This is a genomic window from Blastomonas sp. AAP25 (assembly GCF_001295965.1).
Classification (GTDB): domain Bacteria; phylum Pseudomonadota; class Alphaproteobacteria; order Sphingomonadales; family Sphingomonadaceae; genus Blastomonas; species Blastomonas fulva.
On record NZ_LJHP01000024.1, the window covers coordinates 12742 to 34090 of the forward strand.

General features: G+C 65.9%; 20 protein-coding genes. 6 read left to right on the forward strand and 14 right to left on the reverse strand.

Annotated features, from left to right (window positions below; translation table 11 throughout):
* The first annotated feature begins 54 nt into the window (after positions 1–54).
* From IP68_RS15685 to IP68_RS15695, 3 genes are all read left to right on the forward strand, one after another.
* A complete protein-coding gene (locus tag IP68_RS15685) occupies positions 55–891 on the forward strand; it encodes a diacylglycerol kinase family protein (RefSeq protein WP_054135956.1) in 837 nt (278 codons plus the stop codon).
* Entirely contained in the window at positions 888–1616 is a 729-nt protein-coding gene (locus IP68_RS15690; RefSeq protein ID WP_054135957.1) for a metallophosphoesterase, read from the forward strand. Before IP68_RS15685 ends, IP68_RS15690 begins: the two co-directional genes overlap by 4 nt.
* Before the next feature lie 77 nt (positions 1617–1693).
* Positions 1694–3745 (forward strand): GMC family oxidoreductase N-terminal domain-containing protein, encoded by a 2052-nt coding sequence (locus tag IP68_RS15695; protein ID WP_054135958.1) that lies wholly within the window; start codon positions 1694–1696, stop codon positions 3743–3745.
* A gap of 17 nt (positions 3746–3762) precedes the next feature.
* Here the strand turns inward: IP68_RS15695 and IP68_RS15700 are convergent, their stop codons facing one another.
* Genes IP68_RS15700 through IP68_RS15750 form a run of 11 tightly spaced genes read right to left on the reverse strand, consistent with a single transcriptional unit; the run spans position 3763 to position 13294 of the window.
* Positions 3763–4224: a molybdenum cofactor biosynthesis protein MoaE gene (locus IP68_RS15700; protein ID WP_054135959.1), complete on the reverse strand. Its 462-nt coding sequence runs from the start codon at positions 4222–4224 to the stop codon at positions 3763–3765.
* 1 nt (position 4225) lies between these two features.
* Positions 4226–4474, reverse strand: a complete 249-nt coding sequence (locus IP68_RS15705) for a MoaD/ThiS family protein (RefSeq protein ID WP_054135960.1) — start codon at positions 4472–4474, stop codon at positions 4226–4228.
* Positions 4475–4483: 9 nt separating this feature from the next.
* Positions 4484–5494 (reverse strand): GTP 3',8-cyclase MoaA, encoded by a 1011-nt coding sequence (gene moaA, locus IP68_RS15710; RefSeq protein WP_054135961.1) that lies wholly within the window; start codon positions 5492–5494, stop codon positions 4484–4486.
* 39 nt (positions 5495–5533) lie between these two features.
* The gene (locus tag IP68_RS15715) at positions 5534–6055 is read right to left on the reverse strand and encodes a prolyl-tRNA synthetase associated domain-containing protein (RefSeq protein ID WP_054135962.1); all 522 of its coding nucleotides are present in this window, start codon (positions 6053–6055) and stop codon (positions 5534–5536) included.
* Positions 6056–6064: 9 nt separating this feature from the next.
* Positions 6065–7252, reverse strand: a complete 1188-nt coding sequence (locus IP68_RS15720; RefSeq protein ID WP_054135963.1) for a serine hydrolase domain-containing protein — start codon at positions 7250–7252, stop codon at positions 6065–6067.
* A gap of 25 nt (positions 7253–7277) precedes the next feature.
* Positions 7278–8672: a deoxyribodipyrimidine photo-lyase gene (locus IP68_RS15725; protein WP_054135964.1), complete on the reverse strand. Its 1395-nt coding sequence runs from the start codon at positions 8670–8672 to the stop codon at positions 7278–7280.
* Entirely contained in the window at positions 8669–9631 is a 963-nt protein-coding gene (locus tag IP68_RS15730; RefSeq protein ID WP_054135965.1) for a metal-dependent hydrolase, read from the reverse strand. The genes IP68_RS15725 and IP68_RS15730 overlap by 4 nt, the downstream gene beginning before the upstream one ends.
* A gap of 6 nt (positions 9632–9637) precedes the next feature.
* Positions 9638–10558 (reverse strand): cyanophycinase, encoded by a 921-nt coding sequence (locus tag IP68_RS15735; protein WP_054135966.1) that lies wholly within the window; start codon positions 10556–10558, stop codon positions 9638–9640.
* A complete protein-coding gene (locus IP68_RS15740) occupies positions 10555–11214 on the reverse strand; it encodes an HAD-IA family hydrolase (protein ID WP_054135967.1) in 660 nt (219 codons plus the stop codon). Before IP68_RS15740 ends, IP68_RS15735 begins: the two co-directional genes overlap by 4 nt.
* A complete protein-coding gene (locus IP68_RS15745) occupies positions 11211–12314 on the reverse strand; it encodes a DUF2855 family protein (protein ID WP_054135968.1) in 1104 nt (367 codons plus the stop codon). The genes IP68_RS15740 and IP68_RS15745 overlap by 4 nt, the downstream gene beginning before the upstream one ends.
* A 59-nt stretch (positions 12315–12373) precedes the next feature.
* Positions 12374–13294: an SMP-30/gluconolactonase/LRE family protein gene (locus IP68_RS15750; protein ID WP_054135969.1), complete on the reverse strand. Its 921-nt coding sequence runs from the start codon at positions 13292–13294 to the stop codon at positions 12374–12376.
* 141 nt (positions 13295–13435) lie between these two features.
* Here IP68_RS15750 and IP68_RS15755 point away from each other — a divergent pair, with 141 nt between their 5' ends.
* Together IP68_RS15755 and IP68_RS15760 are read left to right on the forward strand one after the other, a co-directional pair.
* Positions 13436–14440, forward strand: a complete 1005-nt coding sequence (locus IP68_RS15755; RefSeq protein WP_054135970.1) for an aspartate carbamoyltransferase catalytic subunit — start codon at positions 13436–13438, stop codon at positions 14438–14440.
* On the forward strand, positions 14437–15690 hold the full coding sequence (locus IP68_RS15760; protein WP_054135971.1) for a dihydroorotase family protein: 1254 nt from the start codon (positions 14437–14439) through the stop codon (positions 15688–15690). The genes IP68_RS15755 and IP68_RS15760 overlap by 4 nt, the downstream gene beginning before the upstream one ends.
* A gap of 22 nt (positions 15691–15712) precedes the next feature.
* On the opposite strand, the gene IP68_RS15765 is transcribed toward IP68_RS15760, so the two are convergent.
* From IP68_RS15765 to IP68_RS15775, 3 genes are all read right to left on the reverse strand, one after another.
* Complete coding sequence (locus IP68_RS15765; protein ID WP_054135972.1) at positions 15713–16720, reverse strand: histone deacetylase family protein; 1008 nt, start codon at positions 16718–16720, stop codon at positions 15713–15715.
* Positions 16717–18651, reverse strand: a complete 1935-nt coding sequence (locus IP68_RS15770) for a prolyl oligopeptidase family serine peptidase (RefSeq protein ID WP_054135973.1) — start codon at positions 18649–18651, stop codon at positions 16717–16719. Before IP68_RS15770 ends, IP68_RS15765 begins: the two co-directional genes overlap by 4 nt.
* A 180-nt stretch (positions 18652–18831) precedes the next feature.
* The gene (locus IP68_RS15775) at positions 18832–19326 is read right to left on the reverse strand and encodes a flavodoxin family protein (RefSeq protein ID WP_054135979.1); all 495 of its coding nucleotides are present in this window, start codon (positions 19324–19326) and stop codon (positions 18832–18834) included.
* Positions 19327–19538: 212 nt separating this feature from the next.
* On the opposite strand from IP68_RS15775, the gene recJ reads away from it, so the two are divergent.
* Positions 19539–21323, forward strand: coding sequence for a single-stranded-DNA-specific exonuclease RecJ (gene recJ, locus IP68_RS15780; protein WP_054135974.1), 1785 nt, complete (start codon positions 19539–19541; stop codon positions 21321–21323).
* Positions 21324–21349 lie beyond the last annotated feature (26 nt).

The following is a 21349-nucleotide window of genomic DNA, read 5'->3' on the forward strand; positions in this document are numbered from 1 at the left end:
GGAGCGCGGCCCTTTTTTGTGGCACCTTTCGGCGCCCTGGTGCGTTGAGCGCGCATGACAGGCACATGGCTCATCGTGAACGAGGCAAGCGGCAGCTACGATGCTGACGTGATCGCCGATATCGTAACCCGCTTCGCCGATGGCGGACAGCCGGTGGACTGCGTCGTCCGCTGCCCCGACGATACACTGCCGACGCCCGAACGGCTTGAGGCCGAGGGGGTGTCGATCCTGGCGATCTATGCGGGCGACGGCACCACCAACAGCGGGCTCAAGGCGGCGCAAGGCTGGGACGGAGATGTTCTGATCCTGCCTGGAGGCACGATGAACCTGCTGGCGCGCGCGCTGCATGGCGAGCATTCGTGCCAGGATATCATCGCATATGCCTGTCGCGACCGCCACACGCGGCGGCTCAACACGGTCCAGATCGGCGAGAACATCGCTTATGTCGGCGTGATCGCAGGCCCCACCACGAGCTGGGCCAAGGTCCGCGAGAATGCCCGGCATGCCGACGTTGCCGATCTGGTGTTCAGCACGATCCCGGCGGCGATATCCGAAAGCCTGAGCGGACCGCAGGTCGGCATCGAGGGCCACGATGGCACCTATCCTGCGATCTTCGCGGCGCCGCGTGAAACCACGCTGGCGCTGTGCGGGTTTACCGCATCGAGCATTGGCGAGGTGATCGCGCACGCCGGCGCCTGGCTTGATGGCGACTTTCGCGATGGACCCCGTGTCGATCTGGGCGAGGCGAGCCGCGCGACGCTGGTCAGCGAAGCCGACAGCATCGGCCTGCTGATCGATGGCGAACCTGCAGATTGCGCTCCGGGTGATACCTTGGTGCTGGGCCGCGCGCCGCACAACTTCATCGATACACGAGGACCTGCCGACAGATGACGCTGCTGTTCCACGCCAGCGATCTGCATTTTGGAGCCGAGGACAGCGCCGCGCTCGACTGGTTCACGCGCTGTGTCGAGGAAGATGCGCCCGAGGCGGTGGTGATCACCGGCGATCTGACCATGCGTGCGCGCTCAAGAGAATTCGCGGCGGCGCAAAGCTGGCTGACCGCACTGGGCGTGCCCGTGCTGATCGAGCCCGGCAACCACGACCTGCCCTATTTCAACCCCGTCCGGCGCATATGGCGGCCTTATGGCCGGGTGATGCGGCTGCAGGAGCAGTTGCACGATGGCGTAAGCATCGATCACGTCCATCTGGTCTCGCTCCCCACCACTGCCCGCGCCCAATGGCGTCTCAACTGGTCCAAGGGCAAGGTCGGCAGCCGCGCGCTGCACAATGCGGTGCAATCGCTCCAAGCAGGCCCCGATGACACCTGCCGGATCGTGCTGACGCATCACCCGCTGATCGAGGCTGCGACCCGCACCAGCGGGCGCACCACGGGCGGCCGCGCGGCGCTGGAGGCCATTGCTGCGGCAGGTGCGCATGCCGTTCTGTCCGGCCATGTCCACGATCCGTTCGACCAGCGTGTTACGACGGCCTATGGGCCGGTGAGACTGATCGGCGCAGGCACATTGTCCGAGCGCGTCCGGACCTCGCGACCCTCGTTCAACCGCATCACGGTCGAGGGCGGCAGCCTGTCCGCCACGGTTTGCACGATGAATTGACGCGCCATAATCGTCCAAAACTTACAATCGACATTCGCCCTGCTAGTTTATCCTCCGACACCGGGGGGATTCGCAGCATGCTCAGAAAACCGTTCAATCCGTTCGAGGCGGCAATCTGGCGAAGGCTTGCCGAAACGCTGTTTGTCGAACCCGCACAGATGGCTATCAGCCCCCGCCAGGTGGTCGACAATCTGCAGCGCCTTTTTGCCAATATCGAAGGCGACACGCCGCGCGATACCGCGCTGTCGGTGATCGCGACCTGGGTGGTACTGGGTGGTCCGATCTGGCATTTCGCCCCGCGTCCTTTCCGCATCTGGCGGATCGAGCGGCGGCTGAAGAACAGCCGGATCGATCTGTTCCAGGACATGGCCCGCATCCGCGGCATCGTCTATGCGGGCTATTACGGCCATTGGCTCGACCAGGACGACGAAAATGCCAGCGACGCCGCCTCCGAAGACGCCAATCGTGCCAACCCGGTGTTCAATGCGATCGGCTTCACCCTGCCCCGCCACCGGGCCCGTGCAGGGACCCCCGATGATCCGTTGATCGAGGAGCATGTCGGCAACGACCTTCCTCGCACGGTGTTCGTTGGCGAAGATGCGATCCCCGACAGCGTCGAGGTGATTGTCATCGGCTCGGGCGCGGGCGGCGCGGTCGCTGCCTCGAACCTTGCCGATCAGGGCTATGAGGTCCTTGTGGTCGAAGCCGGTCCTTACATGCCCAGCAGCCGGATGACCCCCAACGAGGCGCACATGTCTTCGAGCCTGTTCAAGGACGGCGCGATCCAGACAACGCGCAACCGCGACATCATAGTCTTTCAGGGGCGTACGGTCGGCGGCTCCACCGTGGTCAACAATGGCATCTGCCTCAGGCTCGAGCGCGAGGGCGAAACCCATCCCGATGCCAATGACGTGCTGGCCACCTGGCGCGCGCTCGGCGCGGGTGTGGAACCGCAAGCGCTGGAGGAGAGCTATTGCCGGGTCGAGCAGCGGCTGGGCGTACACGAGATCGACAGAAGGCTGGGGCGCAACAACGGCACCCGGCTGCTTGATGGGTGGAACGCCTATCGCGCGGGATCCACCGATCCGCTCGACCAGCGCGCCATCTCGGGATGGTTCCGCAAGAACTGGGGGCAGAAGACCGAACCCAATCATTGCGTCTCGTGCGGCTATTGCAACACCGGCTGCCCCTATGGACGCAAGCGCGCGATGCCCGAGAGCTTCCTGCGGCACGCGACACTCAGCGCGCCACGCCTGGCGCGCATCCTGGCGCATGCCGAGGTCGCGCAGATCGGCTGGGGCGACCGTGCCGGAGACGGACGGCGCGTGGCGACATCGGTGCAGGTGATGCTTCCCGATGGTCGCGGCAAGACGATCAGCGTCACCAAAGGCGTGGTCGTCGCCGCCGGCACCATCGCATCGAGCAACATCCTGTCGGCGAGCGGCATCGAAGGCACCGGCAAGGGCATATCGCTCAACATCGCCTGCCCTGTGCCTGCGCTGATGCCCGATCCGGTCAACGCCTGGGACGAGGACCAGATGGCGACCTTCATCGATCGCGGCGACTTCCTGATCGAGAGCCATTTCCAGCCGCCGATGAGCATGGCTTCGCTGGTGCCGGGCTGGTTCGACGAGCACTTCCGCCGGATGCTCAACTACAACCGGCTGGCTTCGGCAGGCGCGCTGTTCCCCGCCGACCGGCTGGGAGAGATCAAAAAGGGCAAGCTTGGTTTCGAGCTCAAGCCGACCGATCTTGCCGTGCTTCGCCGCGCGCTGTCGACGCTGACCAAGATACACTTTGCGGGGGGTGCGACCGAGGTCTACCCCGCACTGCTGCACGGCGAGACACTGAGGGCAGGCATGACCGATGCCGAGATCGACGAATTCTACTGGAAGCATATCGAGGAACCCGATGACGTCGTGCTGTCTTCCAGTCACCCGCATGGCGGCAATGCGATCAACGCGGACCCTGCCAAGGGCGTGGTCGATCTCGACCAGCGGGTGCACGGCACCACCAACGTGCTGGTGACGGACGCGAGCGTGATGCCCAGCTGCATTCGCGTCAATGCGCAGCTGACCACCATGGCGATGGCCGACCGGGTGACCCATGGCAGGCGGGTGTTCGGCTGACCCGGCAAGCGTTGCTGTCAGTCCGCGTCCCAGCGTGCGGCATCGGCATAGTCGTCGTTGCGCGGCTCGATCCAGTTGCGGCCTGCAGGCCCGGTCTCGCTCTTCCAGAACAGCGCGCGGCTCTTGAGGAAATCCATCAGGAAATCGGCAGCCTCGAAAGCCGCGCGGCGGTGCGCGCTGGCGGTGGCGACCAGAACGATCGGATCACGCGGTGCCATCTCGCCGACCCGGTGGATCACCAGCACCGCCTCGAGCGGCCAGCGGTTTGCAGCCCCCTGGACCGCCTCGGCAATGCCGCGCTCGGTCATCCCGGGATAATGCTGCAGGCAAAGCGCGCTCACCGCGCCATCGGTACCAGATGGCCGCACCATACCGGTGAAGCTGACCATCGCGCCCGAAGCGTCCAGCGACGCGCGCAACGCCGCCACTTCGGCCTCCGGATCGAAGCCCTCGCTCAGGATGCGGATGTCGCAGCGCATGTCAGCCCCCGCTGACGGGCGGCAGGAACGCCAGCTCGTCTTCGTCCTCGACCAGCGCATCGGCATCGACGATCGCGCCGTTGATTGCATAGCGAATGCGCGGTTCGGCGAGCGCGCTGCCCAGCAGGTCGTCGCTCTGCCCAAGAATGCCGATCAGATCGGCAATCGCCTGCGGCTCGCTCAACCCCAGCACCCGCTCGGTCCCGCCGGCCAGATCACCCAGACGGCCAAAGAACAGCAATTGTGCCATGGTCCGCGCTCAGCCGCCGGTCATCGACATATGCCGCGCCAGCGCGGGTGCCGCGCCGGGGGCATCGATGTGGAAATCATGCCGTTCGGGCTTTCTTGCGATTGCGCGATCCAGCGCGGCATCGAGCGCCGCCTCGCTGTCCGGACCACGCATCGCGGCGCGCAGATCGACTTGGTCGTTCTGGCCGAGGCACATGAAGATCTGCCCCGTCGCGGTCACCCGCACGCGGTTGCAGTTGGCGCAGAAATTGTTGGTCAGCGGGGTGATGAAGCCCAGCCGGCCGCCGGTTTCGGCGATATCGACATAGCGCGCAGGGCCGCCGCTGTCGTGCGGGCTCTGCTGCAGTGTCCAGTCCTGTTCCAGCCGGTCGCGCACCGCGGTGAGCGGCAGGTAATGGTCGAACCGGTCTTCCTCGACCTCGCCCAGCGGCATGACCTCGATCAGCGTGACATCGAAGCCGCGACCGTGCGCCCAGCCGATCAGCGCGGGCAGCTCCTCTTCGTTCAGACCCTTGAGCGCTACGGTGTTGAGCTTGATCTTGAGCCCCGCACGGTCGGCCGCATCGATGCCTTCGCGCACCTGTGCCAGCGCATCGCGGCGGGTCAGTTTCGCGAACAGATCGGGCTGGAGCGTATCGAGCGAGATGTTGATCCGGCGGACCCCGGCATCGACCAGAGCGCCCGCGTGCTGCTTGAGCTGCGTCCCGTTGGTGGTGAGCGTCAGTTCGTCGAGCCCATTGCCCAGCTCGCGACCCAGCTTCCCGATCAGCGTCATCAGGTCGCGCCGCACCAGAGGCTCGCCCCCGGTCAGCCGGATCTTGCGCACGCCGCGCGCGATGAAGGCGAGGCCCAGCCGGTGCAACTCCTCAAGGCTCAGCACTTCGGCCTTGGGCAGGAACTGCATCCGCTCGGGCATGCAGTAAGAGCAGCGCAGGTCGCAGCGATCGGTCACCGAAAGGCGGACATAGCTGATCGTGCGCGAAAAGCTGTCGATCAGCGGACGGGCGGTTACCAGGGTCATTCAGTGAGGACTACAGCAAGCATCGGCCAGCGCCCACCCTCAATTTTGGGATTGCTCGGGCGCCGGGGCCTTGTTGGGGACAGGAACGATCAGCGGCGCATGCCGCCAGCGCACCAGCAGCCGCACCAGATCCAGCCCCGATAGCCCCAAAGTCGCGGTGTTGCGCAAGGGGTGGACATTGACGCGGGGCTGCGCCGCAAGCACCTCGTCGAGCACCTGCTGCACCCGCCCGCGCGCGTCGTTCAATACGGCAAGCGGCGTCACCGAGCCCGGGGTGATCCCCAGAAGCTCGATCATCTCGTCCGCGCTGCCGAAGCTGAATCGCCCTGCCCCCACCATATGCCTGAGCGCGCCCAGATCGACCTGCTTTTCGGCTAGCACCGTCACCAGATAGAACTGCCCGCCCGCGTCCTTCAGGAACAGGTTCTTGGTGTGCGCACCGGGCACCAGCCGCTCCACCACGCTGCTTTCCAGCACGGTGAAGACGGCTTCATGCTCGACCTGATCGAACGCGATCCCGGCGGCGGTCAGTTCCTTGTGCAGGCGGCTGTCGTCGGTCATCGGTCCTGATCAATCCGCCGCCATGGCAAGCTGCTGAAAGAACTGCAGCTGCGGGATACGCAGATCTGCCCCGCTCGCCTTGGGCCAGTTGCTGACCACCGCGATGACCAGCTTCTTCTCCGGCACGATCAGGATCGCCTGGCCGAAGATGCCCTGTCCGCCCCAGGCGCCGCCGGGATAGGTCCACCATTGATAGCCATAGCCAAAGCCCGGCAGGCCGATCGGCGCCTGTTCCTTGCCGGCTTCGGCAAACCAGCCCTCGGGCACCTGGCCTGCACCGCCTTCCATCGCGAACAGGCCCATGCGCGCATAGTCCGCCAGCCGGATCGAGAGGCAGCATCCGCCGACATTCTGCCCGGCGGAATCGACCATCCAGAACAGATCGCCCTCGAAGCCCGCAGGCTTGACGATCTTCTCTTCGGCATATTCGGTCAGCGTCTTGCCGGTGGCGCGCTGGACGATCACGCCGATGAGGTTGGTTTCGCCGGTCTTGTAAACCCATTTGGTTCCAGGTTCGGCCTCGCGCGGCAGCGTCTTCATGTATGCGCTGTTGGGATCCTCGCCGGGCTTCACCGCAACCGAGAGCATCTTGACGACATCGCTGTTGGGATCGGTGTAATCCTCGTTCCATTTGACCCCCGAGGTCATCGTCAGGATCTGCTTGACCGACACCCCGTCATAGCCGCTGCCCTTGAGCTCGGGGACATACTTGGTCACCGGATCATCGACCGAGGTGATCAGGCCATCCTTGACCGCAGCGCCGACCAGCGTCGAGGTAAACGACTTGGCGACCGAAAAACTGGTCCAGCGATCCTGCGCGCCCAGCCCCAGACCATAGCGCTCCAGCCGCACCTTGCCGTCCTGGATCACCATCAGCCCGGCGACATTCTGCGCGGTCATGAAGGCCTCGATCTCGGCATCGCTCACAGGCAGGGCTGCGCCCTTGTGCAGGGCGCGCGGGGTACCTGCCTTGGCGGTGGTGCCGGGGAACTGCGCCTCCATGGCGCGGAAATTGGCCGAGCGCTGCGCGTCGGACCAGAACAGGATCTGCGCGCCCGCAGTGCGCACCCGCTCCATCTCGGCGGGGCTCATCTGCTGGATCGCCTTGACCGCCGGGGCAGATTCCTTGGCAACCGCAATCGATCCTGCGCCCACCGCCAGCGCACACGCCGCTGCAAAACTCGTCCAAACCCGCATCACCCTGTCTCCTCTTGCCTGCCTGTTATGATTTCATCGACGCATGCGCCGCCAGCGCGCGCTCGCGCGCCTGTTTATGCGCGATGATCTTCCTGGGATAGCCCTTGATGAACTTGCCCGCCGCTTCCGGATCATGGATGGCGCTGTCGGAAAGATCGGCAAGTTCGGGTACCCACTGGCGGATATAGCCTGCGGCATCGAACTTTTCCGACTGGGTCAGCGGCGCCATGATGCGGACGAACATGTTCGAATCAACGCCGGTGCCAGCGGTCCACTGCCAGTTGGTCGCGTTCGAACCGTAATCGGCATCGACCAGCGTATCCCAGAACCACGTCTCGCCCACGCGCCAGTCGACCAGCAGATGCTTGATCAGGAACGAGGCCGCGACCATCCGCACGCGGTTGTGCATCCAGCCTGTCGCCCAGAGCTGGCGCATTCCGGCATCGACCAGCGGATAGCCGGTGCGGCCCTGCTGCCAGGCCTCGACCTCGCGGCGAACCTCGGGGTCATCGGCATCGCGCCAGGGGAACGCATCGAACGGTTCGCGCGCGTTGGCCCTGCCGTAATCGGGGTATTGCGCAATCACGTTCTGCCCATAGTCGCGCCAGACCAGTTCCTTGAGGAATGTCTCGACCGATCCGCCCGCTTCCATCGTCGCGTGCCAGACGGTCGCAGGCGAAATCTCGCCGAAATGCAGGTGTGGCGACAGGCGCGAGGTTCCCTCGATCGAGGGCAGGTTGCGGCGGTCTTCGTAATGCCTGGCCTTGTCGACAAAGGCATCCACGCGTTTGGCCGCCCCCGACTCGCCGGGTGTCCATTCCTCGGCAAAGCGCGTTGCCCAATCGGGCTTGGTCGGCAGCAGCTTCCAGTCGGCAAGATCATCGCTTCTCGGCCAGGCGGTGGGGGCGTCGAGCGACTTCGGAGCAGGCAGCGGCTCAGGCGGGGGCATGTGCTGCGCCAGCGCGCGCCAGAACGGCGTGTAGATCTTGTAGGGCTGGCCGCTGCCGGTGGTCACCGATCCGGGCGGCATCAGATAGTTGCCGTGATGCCGCTCGAGCGCGCAACCCTCGGGCAGCGTCTCTTTCAGCGCCTTTTCGGCATTGCGCCACCAGGGTTCGTAGTGCCGCAGGCAGTACACCGATGCCGCACCGGTCTCGCGCGCCAGCTCGGCCAGCACATCGGCAGCAGCGCCCCGGCGCAGCACCAGCCGCGAGCCCAGCTTGCGCAGATCCGCATCAAGCGCGGCGAGGCTGTGGTGCAGCCACCAGCGCGATGCCCCGCCCATCTTGCGGTGCCTGGGTGTGTCGTCGTCGAGGACATAAACGGGGATCACCGGCCCCGCACTTGCCGCCGCCACGAACGCTGCCTGATCGGCGAGCCTGAGGTCGCGGCGCAGCCAGACAATCGCGGGGCGGGTCATGGCCTGCCCTTCACATCGACGACCACGGTGAACCGGTCGGCAATCGGCGAACTGTCAAAACGTGCGTCGCGCAAGGTCACTCTTTTGCCCCCCGGGATATTGGTCAGCCTGGCATATGGGATCCGCGCCCAGAACAAAAAGGCCCGCGCATCAGAGTTTTGCGCCGCCGCGCGCGCGACCCAGGGGCTTGCCATGTTGGTCGCAGCCTGCCCGGCCTGCAGGCTGAGCGCGGGCGCGCCCAATGTGCTGTACGCGCCCCTGCCGATCAGATCATCGCCGCGCCACAGCATGTCGCGATGCCAGAAGCGCACCGGAACCGCATTGGCGATAACCAGATCGGGCGTGATCCCGCGCTGCCTGCGGATGGCCTGCGCGGTGTCCGCCTCCGCCTTGGCCGAGAGCGTGAAATTGCCTGCGATATAGACCAGCGCCAGCGCCAGCACCGCCTGCGCCGGACGCTCCCAGCCGTTCCGTCCCGCCGTCTCCCTGCGCCGCGAGGCCCAGATGCCCAACGGCAGGATGGTCCACAGCACAGCATCGATGATAAACAGCGTATCGCCGTGGAACCAGCGAGGCGAGAACGGCTCGAGCAGGCGGATGCCATAATTGTTCATGTAGTCGAGCGCGGGGTGCGACAGCGTTCCGATATAGGCGAGGATCAGCAGCGGCACCGGTCGCACCGGCAATCGCGACCTTGGCCGCTTGCGCCGCCGCACCTGCCAGCGCTCGAAGCCGACCATCGCGGCGGTAAGCAGCAGCGGCAGGATCAGCAGGGCGATCGGCCCATGGGTGAGGCCACGCCGCAGCGCCAGTGACTGGGTACCCAGCACGCTCAGCACCGCATCGATATCCGGCAGGTTCGCGCCGATGATCAGCGTCGGCACCGCAAGCCCGGTCATCCGCTTGAGCCCGGCCTGCCCCAGCGCCCATCCGGCGAGGCCGTGGGTGAAATTGTCCATGGCCGTTCAGTTTCCGGTGCGGGCGGGAATGCGGGCGAGGCGGACATTGTCCATTACCGCACCATCACAGGTCTTGCGCCCGTCGGACGGGTCGACCAGCGTGATCGTGCCCTTGCCCACCGCATGGCCGGTTTCGCGGCCCAGCCCGAAGACAAAGCCGGTGTCCTCGTCCACGCCGATTCCGGTCACCGCCTCCGCGTCGATACATGCGACTGCGCGCACTAGCCGCGTCAGGCGGCCGCGCTGGCTGAAATGCTGGTCGAACACGATGCCTGGGAGGAAGCCCAAGCCCTGGGCCAGCACCAGAGGCGCACCGGTAGCGCCTTCTTCGGTGGTGGCACAGTCGGCCAGATTGCGCGAGACCGGCGCGACAAGCGCGACATCGGGGCTGCCGCAACCGATCATGTGCTCGCCCAGCACCGCTGCGCCTGCGCTGGTGCCGCCGATGACTGCGCCAGCGGCCAGTCGCTGGCGAATGACGGCGAGCATTGGCGTGTCGCTGCCATCGGGCCTTACCAGTGTCGCCATGATCCGCGCCTGATCGCCGCCTGCAAACCAGATGAGCCCGGCACGCTCTATCCTGGCGATCTCGGCGGGATTGCTGCCGCCATCGCGCCAAAGGGATTCGTCGGCATCCGGGGTTTCGGGATCGTCGACCATTGCGACCTGCGCCAGATCGACCCTGTCGCGCGCGACGCCATGCCGGGCGAGCGCATCGGCAAAGCGCGACGCCGATCCTCCCGCCGACCCCGACGCTGCAGGGATGACGACAATCCCGGGCGCGTCGGCGGGCATCGCATCGACCAGCGCACGAAACACCGCCGCGTTGTCATCCTCGAGCGCGCCGCCCACGGCGACAACCGTCCCCGGATCGGCGAGTGCCGGAGCCGCGCACAACGCCAGCAGCGCGACCAGAGGCCGCATCATGCGCGTGGCCAATCGCCGGGCAAACCGAGCAGCGCGCGCAGATCGGCCAGTGCCTGCGTCTCGCCTGTCACCTTGATCGCGGCCATGCCCATTGCGGCTGCGGGTTTGCAGTTCACTCCAAGGTCATCCAGATAGATGCAGGCCTTGGGCGCAACCTCCAGTGCGTAGCACATCATCGCATAGATACGCGGATCGGGCTTGCGCACGCCCGCCTTGCTGCTTTCGATGACATGGTCGAAGCGCGCCATGATCGCGGCGATCTGAGCGGCGCGCGAATCATCGAACACCATCGCCGACCCTTTGCCTGCGCGCACGTTGTTGGTGATGCAACCGAGCGTGTAGCCACCCGCCTTGAGCGCATCGAGCGCGGCGACCATGCGCTGGCGGATATCGCCCGCGAGACACGAGATGACATCGGCGCCGCTGATCTCCAGCCCCAGCGCCGCGGCTTCGGCAGCAAAGGCGTCATCGAAGGCGGACGCATCGATCTCCGCGCGCTCGAACCGCGCCCAGGCGTTGTCGTCGGGATTGGTGGCGTTGATCCGGCGGATGCAGTCGCGTGGCAGCCCGCGCTCGGCCTCCAGCCGGTTGAACGCCTCGAAGGGCGACGAGGTGATCACCCCGCCGAAATCGAAAATCACGGCAGAAAACGTCATGGGGTGATGACCAGCCCCGTCTTGGCATCGGCTTTGCCTTCGACCGTCTCGCGATAGGCGGCCAGCGCCGCATCGGCGCCAGCGCGCTTCTCGATCCCCAGCAGCCGCGGCGCCAGATCGGCAAAGCCCAGCCACGCGGCCTCGAGCTTCTGCCGGAACTGGTCCGGCCCCCATTCGCCGATCCGCTTTTCGCTGCGCCCGGGCGCAAAGAACATCTGCCGCGCGGGCCCTGCCATCGCCGTGCCATCGTCGGCCGAATCCCAGTGCGACTTGCCGACGACGATCGAGGCCTTGAGCGCATCGCCGAAATGGTTGTGCACGCTGGCGGCGACCTGCGCATTGCCGGCCATGTCGACCATCGCGCTGGTCTTGCCCGCATCCATCGCTCCGATGGCGTCATAGGTGACCACCTCGTCATAGAGCCCCAGCGATCCGACATAGGCGGCATTGCCCGCGCTGGTCAGTCCCACGATCCGGGGCCGCGCCGAGCGCTGGCCGAGGGCATAAGCGAGCCCGATCGCGGTCTTGCTCGATGCGCTGGCGACCAGCACCTGCTGCGCGCCATAGTCACTCTCGTCCTCCAGCAGATCGGCAATCAACCATCCGGTCAGGAACAGCGGGCGGAACACAGGCCAGTAATCATGATCCTGCGCGCGATAATCGCCCAGAGCATCGATCCGCTGATACTGGTTGTAGATCACCGGCAGCGTGGTGCGGCGCGGGGTCATGTCGGTGAAACCGTGCGGACCAACCCTGCCCGGCATCAGCACGGCATGGCTCGCCATCGGGAAATAGCCGTAAAGCCGGGTGCCTACAGGCACGCCCTCGTGATGGCTGCGGCTGACCGTGGCAAACCCCCAGACCGGCAGACGTCCAGGGGTGTCCCGCTCTGCGAAGAAGTCCCAATAGCCCTGATCATTGCCGAACAGGCCGAGCGGCTTGCCGAACACCGCGTAGGTAACGTTGTTGGCGGTCATGGCGTAGAGGTCGATCGTCACCTCGATCGCGCCTTCGGGCAGATCGGGCTCAGGCGCGGCGACGATCTGCGCATTGGCGATTTGATCGCGGTCGATGTCGATGGCCCAGCGTTGGTCGGTCACGGTTTGGCTTCCTTGTTGCAGCAGTTCAATTCTCTATCGCCCTGGTGGAGGGGAAAGGATCATCCGATATTCAGATAATTCAGCTTCGCCCCGCCGCGCGGCCAGTCCATCTTCACCAGCCGCCCGGTGCCCGACAGCGTGATCCACGCGGTCTTAAGGTCGGGCCCGCCAAAGCAGATGTTGGTGGTGAACGGATCATCGGTCGCGACGAACTCGATAAGTTGGCCGTCGGGCGAAACCACCGAGATGCCGCTCTGCCCGATCGTCGCGACGCAGACATTACCCGCACCATCGACCGCCAGCGAATCGAAAAAGGTATAACCCGGCGGGCTGTACAGGAACGTCCCGCTTGGCCCGAGCAGCCCCTGGCTGAAAGCGATCTCGCCCGGACCGGCAACGTCATACGCCCACAGCTTGCAGGTGTAGGTTTCCGCGACATAGAGCCGTTTGCCATCGGGCGAGAGGCCGATGCCGTTGGGGTTCTCCATCGGGAAGATCACTTCCTTGAGCAGCGAGCCATCGGCCTTGGCATAGAAAACGCCGGTGACGTCGCGCTCGCGCTCGCGGGTCTTGCCGTGATCGGTAAACCAGAAGCCGCCTGCATCGTCGAACACGATATCGTTGGGGCCGCGAAGCGTGCAGCCGAAATCGCCATCACGGTACAGCGTCTCCACTGCTCCGGTTTCAAGATCGACCCGCTCGATCCGGCCCCCGGAATAATCGGATGCCTGGCCGTGCGGCACCAGCAGACCTGCGCGCTCGATATAATCGAAGCCGCCATTGTTGCAGACATACAGCCTGCCATCGGGGCCGATCGCCGCGCCGTTCGGTCCTCCGCCAAGCTCGGCGATCACCTGTTGCGAGCCATCGGGGAGCACGCGGGTGACACAGCCGCGCTCGATCTCGACAAGCACCACGCTGCCGTCGGGCATCGCCACCGGGCCTTCGGGAAAGCGCAAGCCTTCGGTTACCAGCTCCATCCAGAATCCCTCCCGCTTACATTCTTGTCAGTGCTTATCATTGCGGCTGCAGCCGCACCTGTCCACCCTGCAAACGGGGGGTGGCTGCCATGAAAACGACGCTTGAGCCAATCGCGATTCGCTCCTAGACGCTTGGCTTTGATGACATCGCCAGAAAACAGCTCCGCCCGCCGCCCGGCCAGCGATTATCCGCCCGGCAGCATGGCCTTTCCACACCGGCATCTGCTCGGCATTGCCGGGCTGCAGCCATGGGAAATCGAGTTCCTGCTCGATGAAGCCGAACAATGGGTCGACATGAACCGCCAGGCCAGCAAGCACGACGATCGGCTGGCGGGGCTGACGCTGATCAACGCATTCTTCGAGAACTCCACCCGCACATTGCTGTCGTTCGAGATCGCCGGCAAGCGGCTGGGCGCCGATGTCGTCAACATGCACGCGGCGCAGTCGAGCGTGAAGAAGGGGGAGACGCTGATCGACACTGCCGTGACGCTCAATGCGATGCGCGCCGATGCCATCGTCATCCGCCACGGCAGCTCGGGCGCGGTGCAGCTGATCGCGGACAAGGTCGGTTGTCCTGTGCTCAATGCCGGCGACGGCACGCACGAACACCCGACCCAAGCGCTGCTCGATGCGCTGACCATCCGCCGCCGCAAGGGGCAGATCGCGGGCCTGCGCGTCGCGATCTGCGGCGATATCCTGCACAGCCGGGTGGCGCGGTCGAACATGATCTGCCTCTCCACTTTGGGCGCCGAGGTCCGCGTCGCAGGGCCGCCCGCGCTGATGCCGCCTGCGGTCGAATCGATGGGCGGCACCCCCTGCCGCGATTTTGCCGAGGCGCTCGATGGCGCCGACGTAGTGATGATGCTGCGGCTGCAGAACGAACGCATGCAGGGGCAGTTCATCCCCTCCCCGCGCGAGTTCCGCCATCTGTACGGGCTGACCGACGTGCGGCTGGCGCTGGCCAGGCCCGATGCGCTGGTGATGCACCCGGGCCCGATGAATCGCGGGGTGGAGATCGACAGCCATATCGCCGACAATGTCGAGCGATCCGCGATTACCGATCAGGTCGAAATGGGGGTGGCTATGCGGATGGCGTGCCTTGACGTGCTCACCCGCAGGCGCCGCGGCGTGGAGGGCTGGGCATGAGCAAGCTTCCCACCCGCCCGCTGACAATCACCAACGGCTGTCTGGTGTTGCCGGGCCGGGCTGAGCCTGTGCCAGGCGCGCTGCGCATCATCGGCGACAGGATTGCCGAGATCGGCGACGTGACGCCCGGGTCCGACGATGCCGTGCATGATGCCAGGGGCGCGCTGATCGCACCGGGCCTCGTGGATCTGGGCGTGTTCGCGATCGATCCGCCCGCGTTCCATTTTGGCGGGATCAGCCGCGCTGCGCTGATGCCCGACCAGAGCCCGCCGCTCGACCACCCGGCGCGGGTGCGCTTTGCCGCCTATTCGGGCAAGCCCGATTTCTGGGTGCACCCGCTCGCAGCGGCAACCCGCGACCTTGCGGGAAGCGAGATGGCCGAGATCGGGCTGATGAAGGAGGCAGGCGCACGCGCGGTTGCCACCGGGAGACGCTGGATCGTCGATACCGGCGTTATGCATCGGCTGATGCAATATTGTGCGATGCTCGACCTGCCGCTGATCGTCCACAGCCAAGACCATGGCCTGTCGGGCAACGCCGTCGCCACCGCAGGCGAAATGGCGACCCGGCTGGGTCTGCCCCAGGCGCCGTCAGAGGCCGAGAGTATTGCGATCGCGCGCGATCTGTCGCTGGTGCGGATGACCGGGGCGCGGGTGCATTTCCGCCAGGTGACTACGCGCGCAGGCCTTGCGCTGATCCGTGCCGCCAAGGCCGAAGGGCTGCCGGTAACCGCCGGGATCACGCCTGCGCATCTTTTCCTCTCCGATGTCGCACTGGGCGGCTTCCGTACCTTTGCGCGGCTGTCGCCGCCGCTGCGCTGCGAGGATGATCGCCAGGCCGCGATCGCCGCCGTCGGCGATGGCACGCTGGATGTCATCGCCTCGGGCCATGATCCGCGCGGGCCGGAGGACAAGCGCCTCCCCTTCGCCGATTCGCAGCCAGGCATGGCCGGCGCGGAAACGCTGCTGCCGTTGTCGCTGGGGCTGGTGCGTGATGGCGTGATCAGCACCGAGCGGCTGTTCGATCTGATCGCGGCCAATCCCGCGCGCATCCTCGGGGTTCAGGCCGGCGCGCTGCGCACCGGCTACGAGGCCGACGTGGTGGTGGTCGATGCCGACCGCCCCTGGCAGGTCGATTCTGCCAAGATGGCGGCGAGCGCGGGCAACACCCCGTTCGACCGCCTGCCGGTCCAAGGACGCTGCGTCGCCTTGTTCAAGGGAGGGCGACTGGTCGATCAGATGAAGGGTTAAGCCGGCCCAGGGCCTCACCCATTCAGTCGAACCCCGCCAGGAACGCCGCGACGTTCTCGCCCAGCGCATCGACGGCATAGCCGCCTTCCATCACGATCACCGTGGGAAGGTCGAGGTCAGCGATCGATCGGGCGATCGGCGTATAATCCGCCGTCTGCAGCGCGAACTGCGAGATCGGATCGCCAGCAAAGGTATCTGCGCCGAACGATACGCACAGCATGTCCGCACCGAAGTCATGGATCGCAGCCAGCCCCGTATCGAGCGCGGCACGATACGCCTCCAGCCCGCTCCCGCGCGGCAGCGGCAGGTTGAGCGTCGCGCCCTCGCCCGCGCCCTCGCCGCGTTCGTCGGCATGGCCCCAGAAGAACGGATAGTCGGTCGCCGGATCGGCATGAACCGAGACGAATAGCACGTCCCCTCGGTCATAGAAGATGTCCTGCGTGCCGTTGCCGTGGTGGTAATCGACATCGAGGATCGCGATCCGCCGCTTGCCCGCCGCGATTGCCGCCTCGGCCGAGATCGCGACATTGTTGAGGAAGCAGTATCCGCCGAGATAATCCGCGCCGCAATGGTGCCCTGGAGGACGGCACAACGCGAAGGCCGCGCGCTCACCGCCCAGCACCGCCTCGGTGGCCGCCAGCGCGGATTGCGCGCCCCAATAGGCGCTGGTCCAGGTGCCTGCCGAAATCGGGCTCGAGGCGTCGAAGCTGAACTGGCCAAGATCCGCATCGATCCGGTTCAGGTTGAGCGGGCGCCGTCCCACCACCGGCCAGGCATAGCCATGCGCATCGCCGTTGCGCCCCGCGGCCACCCAGCGTTCGTGCGCGCTTTGCAGGAAGGCGAGATAATTGTCCTTATGCACCCGCCGGATAGGCTCCATGCCATGGTCGCACGGAGCCTCCACTTGGGACAGCGTCGCCAGCACATTCTCCATTCGCCCGCGATGCTCGGCATAGGGCACATAGGCGCCATTGTGCAGTTCCATCGCGGGCGCATGGTCGTGCTGCCGCGCGTCGAAGAACGTCTTCATTGCGCGAACAGTTGCTTGAGGAACACCGTCTCGACCTCGCGGCGCAGATCGTTGTTGGCTTTCTTGAGGAAGCCATGCCCCTCATCGGCATAGAGCACGTACCAGGTCTGCACCCCGTTGCCGCGCAGGGCTGCTACCACCTGATCGGATTCGGACTGCGGCACGCGCGGGTCGTTCGCCCCCTGCATCACCAGCATCGGCTTGGTGATCTTGGCCACGTTCTTGAGCGGCGCGATCCGCTCGAACACGGCGCGCATCTTGGGGTCACGCTCGTCGCCATATTCGGCGCGGCGGTTGTCGCGGCGATAGGCCTCGGTGTTCGCCATGAAGCTGATGAAATCGCTGATGCCATAGCGCTCGACCCCGCCAACCAGCCGGTCCGAATAGAAGGTCATGGCTGCAAGCGACATGTATCCGCCATAGGACTGGCCATAGACCGCGATGCGCCGGGCATCCATTCCCGGCTGCTTGCCTGCCCAGTCGATCAGCGATCCGATGTCCTTGACGCTGTCTTCGCGCAAGGGTCCGTTGTCGAGATTGAGGTACTTGGTGCCATAGCCGTCCGACCCACGCACATTGGGCAGGATCACCACCGCGCCCAGAACATCAGCGAAATACTGCGCGCCAGGGTTCCATGAGGGGCGAGTCTGCGCCTCGGGTCCGCCATGGATGTCGATGATCACCGGAAGCTTTGCATCGGCTGCTGCGTTCTTTGGGCGATAGACGAAGGCGGGGACCGAAAGCCCGTCGAAGCTCTTGAACCGGATAAGCTCGGGCTCGACCAGTCTTGCCGGATCGAGTTCGCCCGCTTCGGACTGCGTCCAGCGGGTGACCGCGCCGGTCCCCAGATCGATATCCCACACATCGCCTGCGGTGGTGGCATTGGTCAGCCCGATCGCAAGCTTGCCGCCATCGGGGGAGAATTCGAGCGCGCTGATGACGCCGCGCGGCAGCTCGGGCGAAGAGATCGCCTGCGGGGTGGTCAGCGACGAGATCAGCACGCGCGAGAAGCCGTCCTCGTTGATCGTGTAGGCCAGGGTCCTGCCATCGGGCGAAAGGTCGTAGGCCTCAACGTCCCAGTTCACCTTGTCCGAAAGCTGGGTCATCTGTCCCGACGCGATGTCGATCCTGACCAGCCGACGGAAGTCGCCGCCCGCGTTGGTGATAGCAAGGATCGCCTTGCCGCCATCGACAAAACGCGCCTCCTCGAACCGCGCCTTGGCCTTGACCGAGAATTCGAGCGGGGTGACCTTGCCGCTCGCCATATCGAGCAGCATCAGCTGGTTTTCGCGGTTGGAGATACCCTTGCCCAGCAGCACGGTCGCCTTGTCCGCGCTGATATCCTGCGGCCCGACCGCACCTGTCCCCTGCCACACCAGTCGGCGGCTCTTGGGATCGGCAGGATCGGCGGCCATGATCGCATAATCGGCCGATCCCTTGGTGGCGCGCGACCAGACCAAAAGGCTGCCATCCTTGGCGAACACCGGCGACTGATTGCGCGTTACCGGCTCGGTCAGCGACTGCGCCACGCCATCGAGATCGCGCACGAACAGCTGGAACCACTCGTCGCCGCCGGTGTCGCGGGTGAGCAGGAAACGGCGCTGGCCGGGCACCGCCTTGGCCCCGCCGACGGGTTCGTTGAAATAGGTCAACTGACGCCGCGCCGCGCCGGGAGCGGTAACGTGATGCACCTGAAAGGTCGATCCGAACCGGGTGGTGATCAGCATCGATCCATCAGGCAGCCAGTCCTGGAAGCGCGCCTCGCGATAGTTCTGATAGCGCTGCACCGCCTCGCGGATTTCCTGCGGGATTTCCGGCACGTTCTCCAGCCGCGCGGTGCCCACCTGCCGGGTCTCGACCGGCGCCTGCTGCGCAGTGGCGGGGACAGCGATCAGTGCGGCAAAGGCCAGCAAGGTCGAACGGTAAAGCATGCGACACTCCTAAGAAAACACACCCGATGATCCTCACCCGGACCGGGGAGGTGGCAGTCCGCAGGACCGACCGAGGGGAGGCGGGATCGTACACAGATCACAGGGGCGCACAACCCCGCTTCCCCTCCGCCGCTTCGCGGGCCCCTCCCCGTTTCGGAAAGGAATTTCAGCGGCTTGGGATCAGAATATCCCCATGGCAACACCCGCGCCGAGCATTGCGCCCAGCTCGCCGCACCGGGCCAGATCGGTCGCGCCCAGCCGCTTGGGCGCCGCGATCGCCTCGGGAGTTTGCGCATCGGTGCACACGATCAGGCTGTCGGCAATCCGCCGCAACCTCCAGCCGGTGGCTATGCGCTCGATCTGCCGCACCGCGCCCTGCCCGTCCGATCCTGCGGCAACCATCGCCGCATAGGGCCGCCCCTCGATCCGCCCCAGCACAGGATAATAATGGCGATCGAAGAACTCCTTCATCGCCCCGGTCATGCTGGCGAGATTTTCAGGACACACGAACAGATAGCCTGTGGCCCAGAGCATGTCTTCGGGTTGTACATCGTCGGCGGCGAGCATCCGCGCCGTACACTCGCCCGCTGCCGCCTCGAAGGCGGCCTGCGCCATCGCCTTTGCCGCGCCGGTACGGCTGTGCCACACGATCAGCAGGGTCGGGATCTCGGTCATCATGTCTGGTTTAGACCCCCACAGGACAGGGTCCACCCGTTTTCGTTAGACCTCGCCAAATCGTCGCAGCAGCGCTAGACCCCGGGGCATCCCTGTCGCTCTCCGGCCACCGCCGGAGCCCGGATGCGTGATGGCACTGCACCCGCCCCGGGTTCCGGCTTTCGCCGCAAGAGCGCCGGCTGAACGACCGACTTTTTAGGAAACCGCCACCGATGGCCACACTCCATCCCGAACCCGTTCTCGGCATCACCCAGTCGCTGACCGGCCAGCCATGGCACTGGCGCGGCGCAGAAGGCGATCGGCGCCAGGCCGATCTCGAGCCCGACGATCTGGTCGCTTTGCTGCTGCTCAGCCGGGGCGTGCCGCGCGACGATCTCGACCGCTATCGCGCACCGACCATCCGCGGCTTCATGCCCGACCCGTCGATCTTCCGCGACATGGACAGCGCCGCCGACCGGTTAGCGCAGGCGGTGATCGCGCGCGAAAAGGTCACCATCTATGGCGACTATGACGTTGATGGCGCAACCAGCGCCGCGTTGCTGATCCGCCTGCTGCGCGACCTCGGCCTTGATGCCGGCGCCTATATTCCCGACCGGCTGATGGAAGGCTATGGCCCCTCGGGCGCAGCGCTTACCAGCCTCGCCGAGGCGGGCTCCACCCTCATCGTTACCGTCGATTGCGGCGCAATGGCCTATGAGGCGCTGCAGATGGCGCATGATGTCGGGGTCGATGTCGTGGTGGTCGATCACCACAAATGCGCCGCAGAGCTGCCCCGCGCCTTTGCGCTGGTCAATCCCAACCGGCTCGACGAAGACGATGAGGCGGCCGCGCACGGCCATCTTGCCGCGGTCGGCGTCGCCTTCCTGCTTGGCGCAGCGCTGGTGCGCACCCTGCGCGCGCGGGGCTATTTCGCCAGCCGCTCAGAACCTGCGCTGATGGAGTTGCTCGATCTGGTGGCGCTGGGCACCGTTGCCGATGTCGCCCAACTTAAGGGCCTGAACCGCGCCTTTGTCGCGCAGGGGCTCAAGATCATGGCGCGGCGGCGCAATATCGGCATGGCCGCACTGATCGATGTCAGCCGCCTCACCCGCGCGCCGGTGTGTTCGGACCTGGGCTTTGCGCTCGGCCCGCGAATCAATGCGGGCGGACGTGTCGGTGCGGCGGACCTTGGCGTGCGGTTGCTCACCACGCAGGACGAGGCGGAAGCCAGCGATATCGCAGCCCAGCTCTCGCGCCTCAACGAGGAACGCCGCGCGATCGAGGCGATGGTGCAGGAGGAGGCCGAGGCGCTTCTCGCCGGGCAGCACAACCGGGCGGTGGCGCTGCTTGCCGGCCAGGGCTGGCACGCGGGCGTGATCGGTATCGTCGCAGGCCGGATCAAGGAGCGGACGGGCAAACCCTCGCTGGTGATCGCGCTGGACGACAAGGGCATCGGCAAGGGCTCGGGCCGCTCGATCCCGGGCGTCGATCTGGGCGCGGCGATTATCGCGGCCAAGGATGCCGGGCTGCTCGTGGCAGGCGGCGGCCATGCGATGGCGGCAGGGCTGACGATCAACGCCGACAAAATCGACCGGTTCAGCGAGTTTCTGGAGGAGCATCTGGCAGCGAGGGTCGCTGCCGCATCGGGAGCGGCGCGGCTGCTGGTCGATGCGCTGGTCGCTCCGCGCGGACTGACGCCGGACCTCATCGATCGGATGGAGAGCGCAGGCCCCTATGGCATGGGCTGGCCCGCGCCGCGGCTTGCGACCGGCCCGGTGCGCATCGTGCGCTGCGATGTCGTGGGCACGACGCACGTCCGCGCGATTGCGGCGGGGGATGACGGCGCATCGTTCAAGGCGATGGCGTTTCGCAGCGTCGATACCCCGCTGGGCCAGGCGCTGCTGGGTGCGCCGCGCGACCGACGCTTCTGGCTGGCGGGGCGCGTCAAGATCGACAACTGGAACGGCAATCACGCCGCGGAAATGCACGTTGACGACCTTGCCGCGGTCGATCTTTGAAAAAGCTGCGAAAAGCGAAATAGCGC

Excerpts from the sequence above, each read along its gene's own strand:
- IP68_RS15740 (WP_054135967.1), bottom strand. The coding sequence starts at position 11,214 with ATGACGTTTTCTGCCGTGATTTTCGATTTCGGCGGGGTGATCACCTCG.
- IP68_RS15770 (WP_054135973.1), bottom strand. The coding sequence starts at position 18,651 with ATGCTTTACCGTTCGACCTTGCTGGCCTTTGCCGCACTGATCGCTGTC.
- IP68_RS15705 (WP_054135960.1), bottom strand. The coding sequence starts at position 4,474 with ATGGCACAATTGCTGTTCTTTGGCCGTCTGGGTGATCTGGCCGGCGGG.
- IP68_RS15720 (WP_054135963.1), bottom strand. The coding sequence starts at position 7,252 with ATGCGGGTTTGGACGAGTTTTGCAGCGGCGTGTGCGCTGGCGGTGGGC.
- IP68_RS15735 (WP_054135966.1), bottom strand. The coding sequence starts at position 10,558 with ATGATGCGGCCTCTGGTCGCGCTGCTGGCGTTGTGCGCGGCTCCGGCA.
- IP68_RS15700 (WP_054135959.1), bottom strand. The coding sequence starts at position 4,224 with ATGCGCTGCGACATCCGCATCCTGAGCGAGGGCTTCGATCCGGAGGCC.
- IP68_RS15730 (WP_054135965.1), bottom strand. The coding sequence starts at position 9,631 with ATGGACAATTTCACCCACGGCCTCGCCGGATGGGCGCTGGGGCAGGCC.
- IP68_RS15685 (WP_054135956.1), top strand. The coding sequence starts at position 55 with ATGACAGGCACATGGCTCATCGTGAACGAGGCAAGCGGCAGCTACGAT.
- IP68_RS15750 (WP_054135969.1), bottom strand. The coding sequence starts at position 13,294 with ATGGAGCTGGTAACCGAAGGCTTGCGCTTTCCCGAAGGCCCGGTGGCG.
- moaA (WP_054135961.1), bottom strand. The coding sequence starts at position 5,494 with ATGACCCTGGTAACCGCCCGTCCGCTGATCGACAGCTTTTCGCGCACG.
- recJ (WP_054135974.1), top strand. The coding sequence starts at position 19,539 with ATGGCCACACTCCATCCCGAACCCGTTCTCGGCATCACCCAGTCGCTG.
- IP68_RS15725 (WP_054135964.1), bottom strand. The coding sequence starts at position 8,672 with ATGACCCGCCCCGCGATTGTCTGGCTGCGCCGCGACCTCAGGCTCGCC.
- IP68_RS15695 (WP_054135958.1), top strand. The coding sequence starts at position 1,694 with ATGCTCAGAAAACCGTTCAATCCGTTCGAGGCGGCAATCTGGCGAAGG.
- IP68_RS15755 (WP_054135970.1), top strand. The coding sequence starts at position 13,436 with ATGACATCGCCAGAAAACAGCTCCGCCCGCCGCCCGGCCAGCGATTAT.
- IP68_RS15765 (WP_054135972.1), bottom strand. The coding sequence starts at position 16,720 with ATGAAGACGTTCTTCGACGCGCGGCAGCACGACCATGCGCCCGCGATG.
- IP68_RS15775 (WP_054135979.1), bottom strand. The coding sequence starts at position 19,326 with ATGACCGAGATCCCGACCCTGCTGATCGTGTGGCACAGCCGTACCGGC.
- IP68_RS15760 (WP_054135971.1), top strand. The coding sequence starts at position 14,437 with ATGAGCAAGCTTCCCACCCGCCCGCTGACAATCACCAACGGCTGTCTG.
- IP68_RS15690 (WP_054135957.1), top strand. The coding sequence starts at position 888 with ATGACGCTGCTGTTCCACGCCAGCGATCTGCATTTTGGAGCCGAGGAC.
- IP68_RS15715 (WP_054135962.1), bottom strand. The coding sequence starts at position 6,055 with ATGACCGACGACAGCCGCCTGCACAAGGAACTGACCGCCGCCGGGATC.